General features: G+C 70.7%; 4 protein-coding genes and 1 pseudogene. 3 read left to right on the top strand and 2 right to left on the bottom strand.

Annotation, left to right across the window (positions count from 1 at the left end; translation table 11 throughout):
* Positions 1–91 precede the first annotated feature (91 nt).
* Entirely contained in the window at positions 92–868 is a 777-nt protein-coding gene (locus tag ACFT7S_RS38480; protein ID WP_382741172.1) for a GntR family transcriptional regulator, read from the bottom strand.
* 54 nt (positions 869–922) lie between these two features.
* Positions 923–2,299, bottom strand: a complete 1,377-nt coding sequence (hmgA, locus tag ACFT7S_RS38475) for a homogentisate 1,2-dioxygenase (RefSeq protein WP_382741169.1) — start codon at positions 2,297–2,299, stop codon at positions 923–925.
* Between the two features lie 148 nt (positions 2,300–2,447).
* Between hmgA and ACFT7S_RS38470 the strand changes: the two genes are divergently transcribed.
* The 3 genes and pseudogenes from ACFT7S_RS38470 to ACFT7S_RS38460 all read left to right on the top strand — a co-directional run.
* Positions 2,448–4,511 carry a right-handed parallel beta-helix repeat-containing protein gene (locus tag ACFT7S_RS38470; RefSeq protein WP_382741166.1) on the top strand — a complete coding sequence of 688 codons (2,064 nt, stop codon included), beginning with the start codon at positions 2,448–2,450 and terminating at the stop codon, positions 4,509–4,511.
* Entirely contained in the window at positions 4,508–5,332 is an 825-nt protein-coding gene (locus ACFT7S_RS38465) for a hypothetical protein (RefSeq protein ID WP_382741163.1), read from the top strand. The genes ACFT7S_RS38470 and ACFT7S_RS38465 overlap by 4 nt, the downstream gene beginning before the upstream one ends.
* Positions 5,329–5,872: pseudogene (locus ACFT7S_RS38460) on the top strand (hypothetical protein); the annotation flags it as partial. The gene ACFT7S_RS38465 and the pseudogene ACFT7S_RS38460, both read left to right, overlap by 4 nt.

Raw genomic sequence — 5,872 nt, 5'->3', positions numbered from 1 at the left:
CGCATAGCTCCGCTATGCGGACGCTCCGGCGCCTTGCGATGCACCGCACCAGACGCCGCGCCCTATCCGACCCTGATCCGCCGGACAGACCCTAGTGCGCTTCGACCGTCACCGAGAAGGAGAAGCGGTCGCCCCGGTAGCGGATACGGGCCACATCCACCACCTGGCTGCTCTCGTCGTACGTCACGCCCGTGTAGTGGAGGATCGGGCTGAGCAGGGGCACTTGGAGCAGTTCGGCGGTGACCGGGTCGGCCAGGCGCGCTTCGACGGTGTCGGTGATCCGGGAGATCCGTACCCCCAGGGTGTCGCGGAGCACCTTGGTCATCGGCCACCGTTCGAGATCGGCCACATCGAGCCGTTGCGCGATCTCGGGGCGCAGGGCGTTCTCCGCCCAGTTCGTGGGCTCGCCCGTCTCCCCGTCGCAGCGCAGCCGCCGGTAGCTGACGACCTCGGTACACCCCGGGAAGAACTCGGCGAGGTCACCCGGCACGGCGGCCGGACCGTGGCCGAGAACGGTCGTCCGCTCGCCCGACTGCTGGGCGACGATCGCGTCGATCGACCCCAGCAGCCGGACCGGTGAGACGCGCCGGGCCCGCGGCTCGATGAACGTGCCGCGCCGCCGGTGCCTGCTGATCAGGCCCTCCGTCTCCAGCTCCTTGAGGGCCTGGCGCATGGTGAGGACGCTGACGCCGTAGTGCCCGGCGAGCTGTTCCTCGGTGGGCAGCCGCAGTGAGGCGTCCTGCGGGCGGCCCAGTATCGACGCCCGCAGGGACTGCGAGACCTGGTACCACAGGGGGAGTTTCCGGTTCAGGACCAGTGAGTCGGGAGCAAAGGCGGGCGTGTGATTCACCTCGTTCACCTGATTCATCCGGTTCACCTGGGGTCTCTGTGCTGCGGTGGGAGCCGGCCCGGGAGAGCTCTCCTACGGCCGGAAGTTGCGGCTCAGACCCTGCCACACGTCGTCGTAGCCGCGCTGGAGATGGTCGGCGCCCGCTGCCTGGCCGGTCGCCGTGACCGGCCAGCGCGTCTCGAACATGAAGGCAAGGCCGTCGTCGATCTTCTGCGGCTTCAGCTCCGCCGCGCTCGCCCGGTCGAAGGTCTCCCGGTCGGGACCGTGCGCCGACATCATGTTGTGCAGCGAGCCCCCGCCCGCCACGAATCCGCCCTTTCCGGCCGACTTCGCGTCGTACGCGCCCTCGATCAGGCCCATGTACTCGCTCATCACATTGCGGTGGAAGTACGGCGGACGGAAGGTGTCCTCGCCGACCAGCCAGCGCGGCGCGAAGACGACGAAGTCCACGCCCGCGAGCCCCGGGGTGTCGGACGGCGAGGTCAGCACCGTGAAGATCGACGGGTCCGGGTGGTCGTAGCTGATGGAGCCGATCACATTGAAGCGGCGCAGGTCGTAGACGTACGGCACGTGGTTGCCGTGCCAGGCGACGACATCGAGCGGCGAGTGGTCGTACGTCGCCGACCAGAGGTTCCCGCAGAACTTGTTGATCACTTCGACCGGGCGTCCCGCGTCCCCGTCGTCCTCGTACGCCGCGACCGGGGCCCGGAAGTCCCGGGCGTTGGCGAGGCCGTTGGCGCCGATCGGGCCGAGGTCGGGCAGGACGAACGGCTGGCCGTAGTTCTCGCAGACGTAGCCCCGGGCGGTGGCGTCGAGCAGGTCGACGCGGAAGCGGACGCCGCGGGGGATCAGGGCCACCTCGCCGGGCTCGGCGCGCAGCAGGCCGAATTCGGTACGGATCAGGAGGGCGCCGCGCTCCGGGACGATCAGCAGTTCGCCGTCGGAGTTGCTGAACACGCTTCCCCGAGCTCTCGGCTCCGCTCGAGCAGGGGAGACCCCATCCGCCATGGAGGAGTTGGCGTGGTAGAGGTGCACGGCCATGCCGGTGCGCTGGGTGGCGTCGCCGTTGCCGCCGAGGGTCCACAGTCCGGCCAGGAAGTCGGTGCCGGGCGCGGGGTCGGGGAGCGGGTCCCAGCGCAGCCGGTTGGGGTCGGGGACGGTCTCGGTGAAGGGCGCGGAGCGCACGGCTCCGTTGTCGATACGGACGAACGGCGGATGGGCGGCCGAGGGGCGGATGCGGTAGAGCCAGGAGCGGCGGTTGTGGGCCCGCGGTTCGGTGAAGGCCGAACCGCTCAGCTGCTCCGCGTACAGCCCGAGCGGCGCACGCTGCGGGGAATTGCGGCCGAGCGGCAGCGCGCCCGGGATCGCCTCGGAGCTGTGCTCATTGCCGAAACCGGTGGAGTACGCAAGTGCCTCCGCCGTCTTCCTCGCCTGCTCGATGCCGCTCATGGTGCGCTCCCGGTGCGATCGGAATCCCTCGGACTCCTTGGACGAGGAATCCTATGGTCAACCGTAGGAATCGGAACAGGGCGCGTCAACGGCATTCGTCGTGCACAGGGGGGTTCCAAAAGCTGAACAATGCTCTACTCTCCGGCACATGTCGTGGACACGAAGACTTCTGGTGGTTCTGGCGGCCCTCGCGGCCGCGCTTCTGTCGGCCCCCGCCGCCCAGGCGCACGAGGAACGTCCCGTCACCCTGCCCGACGGAACCGGCAGCGTTCCCGTCCACCGCACCGGCGAACCCGATCTCCTGGTCTGCAAGAGCGACCGGGCGGACTTCGAACGGCGGATATCCGGCTTCCCGGCGCCGCTGAAGGCCCGGAACCTGGAGCTGTTCGACCGCTGCGTAAAGTCCGGCTACCGGCATCTCCAGCAGGCCGTCGACGCGGCCGGCAAGCCCGGCATGAACATCTCGATCCTGCCCGGGCTGTACGAGGAGGAGCCCTCGCTGACCGATCCGGGCGGTGCGTGTGCCCGGCTGAAGGCCCCCGAATCGCAGCTCGGGTACCAGATCCTCAGCTACGCCCAGCAGAAGCAGTGCCCGCACAACCAGAACCTGGTCGCGATCCTCGGCAAGAAGAACCTCCAGATCGAGGGCACGGGCGCCGCACGCACGGATGTCGTCATCGACGCCAAGTACCAGAAGCTCAACGCGGTCCGCGCGGACAAGTCCGACGGGATCTACTTCAAGAACTTCACCGCCCAGCGGACCACGTTCAACTCCCTGTACGTGCTGGCCCAGGACGGCTTCGTCATCGACGACGTACTCACCCGCTGGAACGACGAGTACGGCTTCCTGACCTTCGCCAGCGACCACGGGCTGTACAAGAACTGCGAGTCGTACGGCAACGGCGACTCCGGCATCTATCCCGGCAGTGCGTCCGACATCAACACTGCACGCGGCTACGACGTGCCGCGCTACGCCATCGAGATCACCGGCTGCCGCAGCCACCACAACATGGTCGGCTACTCGGGTACGGCGGGCGACTCCGTCTACGTCCACGACAACGAGTTCGACCACAACATGGGCGGCGCCTCGATGGACAGCGCCTTCCCCGGACACCCCGGCCTGCCGCAGAACCACGCCCGCTTCGAACGCAATCTGATCCACGACAACAACGCCGACTACTACCCGTACGTCGCCGACGGTACGTGCGCCAAGCCGCCCGTCGAGCGCGGCTACGAGGAAGGTGTGGTCTGCCCGCAGATCTCCATGCCGCCGGGCACCGGCATCATCACGGCGGGCGGCAACTGGAATCTCTACGAGAACAACTGGATCTACGGGCACCAGCGCGCCGCCTTCTTCCTGAGCGCCGTCCCCGCCTTCATCCGGGGCGAGGAGGCACTGTCCAAGCAGACCGACACCTCGCACCACAACCGGTACGCCGGAAACCACCTCGGCACCGACCGGAACGGCAAGGCCCGGCCCAACCGCACCGATGTGTGGTGGGACGGCCAGGGTGAGGGCAACTGCTGGCAGCCCGGGACCGGGGCCGCGACTCCGCGCACACTGCCCGAGTGCGGGAAGGAGCGCGGCGCGGTGTCAGGCGGCACGGACCGGCTGGTCGGCGAACCGGTGAAACTCGCCCAACTGCTGGTCTGCGCCGACTACAACGTGCAGGCGCGACGGCTGCCGGCCGGCTGCGACTGGTACGGGGCCCGGGGCATCGAGCGCATCGAGGTGCAGGCGGCCCTGGGCGTCGCGGTGGTGCTCGCCCTGGTCGGCGGGGTGCTGTGGTGGCGCAGACTGCGGAACAGCCGCGTGGGCACCGCGGCGACGGTGCTGGGCGCGATCGGACTTGTGGCGGACGTGGCCGGATCGACGATGGGCCTCACCTCCTCGTATCTGCCCGCCGTGGCGCTGCTGCTGGTCGGCGTGTGGTGGACCGGCATCGGCCTCGTCCTGCGGCACGAACGGCCCGGCCTGGGCTGGACCACCGTGGTGCTGGGCGCTCTCACCCTGCTCGACGCCTTCGACAAGGCGGTCCTGATGATCCCGTGGATCCCCCTGAGTCCCGCGTGGCTCCGGACCCTGCTCGGCGTGGTCTGGGTGCTCTGGGCGGTGGCCGCCGCGGCCCGCGCGGGCGGAGTGAGCGGCAGTGTGAGCGGCAGTGCGAGCAGCAGGGATGCCGCGGGCGTCGCCGAGGGGGAGCCCGCGTGAGGCGCGCCTCCAGGTGGGGTGCCGTCGGGCCGGGGGTCGTCGGGAGGGGGGCCGCCCTCCTCCTGGCCGCCGGGCTCGTGCTGGGCGTCGGCGGCTGTGGTGGGCGGCCGACCACGCATCACAAGCCCGGCACCAGCCACGAGCAGGCCGACGGGACCGTGGGCCGGCTGCTCGCCGCGGACGACGGAACCGGGCACCGGCTGCGTCAGGTGGACGCGGCCGGTGCCCCCGGGGTGAGGCTCTCCGCCCGGCCCGACTCCGAGGACGGCTGGAACATCCACCTGACCGTCCGCAACTTCCGCTTCACCCCGGACAGCGTGGGCGGCGCCGCCCTCCCCGGACGCGGCCACGCCCGCCTGTTCCTCGACGGCCGCCCCCTGGCCCGGACGTACGGCGCGTGGCACCACCTCCCCGCCACCCTCGTCCGCGGGGCGGGCGGGAGCGGCTCCCTCACCGCCCGGCTGTACGCCGACGACCACACCGCCTGGGCCGTCGACGGAAAGTCGATCCAGACCACCATCCCGCTCACCACGGGCAGTACCGGAACCCCCGCGGCCGCCGACCGGACCCTGGACATCGAGGTGCGCCAGGGCACGGTCCGTCCCGCGCCCGGCCGCACCGAGGTCAAGAAGGGCGACCGCATCGCGCTCCGGGTCCGCAGCGACCGCGCCGACACTCTCCACGTCCACGGCTACGACAAGGAGGTCCGTCTGCCCGCGGGCAGAACCGCCACCCTCACCCTCACCGCCGACCGCACCGGGCTCTTCGAGGTCGAGACACACGAGTCCGGACTGCTCCTGACCCAACTCGTCGTCCGGTGACGGGCGGCGTCCTCGCCCACGGAATCGGCTCCCGGCACGATCTGCCACTGTCCCCCTTCTACGCCTTCGCAGGCGCCTTCACGGCACTCTTCGTCTCCTTCCTCGCGCTCGGCCTGCTCTGGTCCGCCTCCCGCTTCCGTGGTGACGAGGCCGGCCGCCCGCTTCCCGCCCTCCTTCAGCGCCTCGCCGACGCCCGGCCGACCCGTAACGCGGCGCGCGGACTCGGTCTGGCCGCTGCCCTGTTCGTCCTGGGCCACCTCCTGCTCGGTCCGGACGACCCGGAACGCAATCCCGCCGCGGGCACGGTCTACGTGCTCCTCTGGGTCGGGCTCGTCCCCGCGTCCCTTCTCCTCGGCCCCGTCTGGCGTCTGTTCAACCCTCTGCGCACCCTCCACCTCCTCCTCTGCCGCGCACGCGGCCGCGATCCCGTCGTCGGCCGCCCCCTGCCCGCGTACCTCGGCCTGTGGCCGGCCGCCACCGGGCTGCTCGCCTTCACCTGGCTCGAACTCGTCGCCCCCGAACCCGCGTCGAGCAGCGCCC

The organism is Streptomyces sp. NPDC057136 (assembly GCF_042670885.1).
GTDB lineage: Bacteria > Actinomycetota > Actinomycetes > Streptomycetales > Streptomycetaceae > Streptomyces.
This window is presented reverse-complemented; position numbering and strand designations above follow the sequence as displayed.

Bases quoted from the DNA above. Each gene is read 5' to 3' on its own strand.
- hmgA (WP_382741169.1), bottom strand. From the start codon at position 2,299: ATGAGCGGCATCGAGCAGGCGAGGAAGACGGCGGAGGCACTTGCGTAC.
- ACFT7S_RS38470 (WP_382741166.1), top strand. From the start codon at position 2,448: ATGTCGTGGACACGAAGACTTCTGGTGGTTCTGGCGGCCCTCGCGGCC.
- ACFT7S_RS38480 (WP_382741172.1), bottom strand. From the start codon at position 868: ATGAATCAGGTGAACGAGGTGAATCACACGCCCGCCTTTGCTCCCGAC.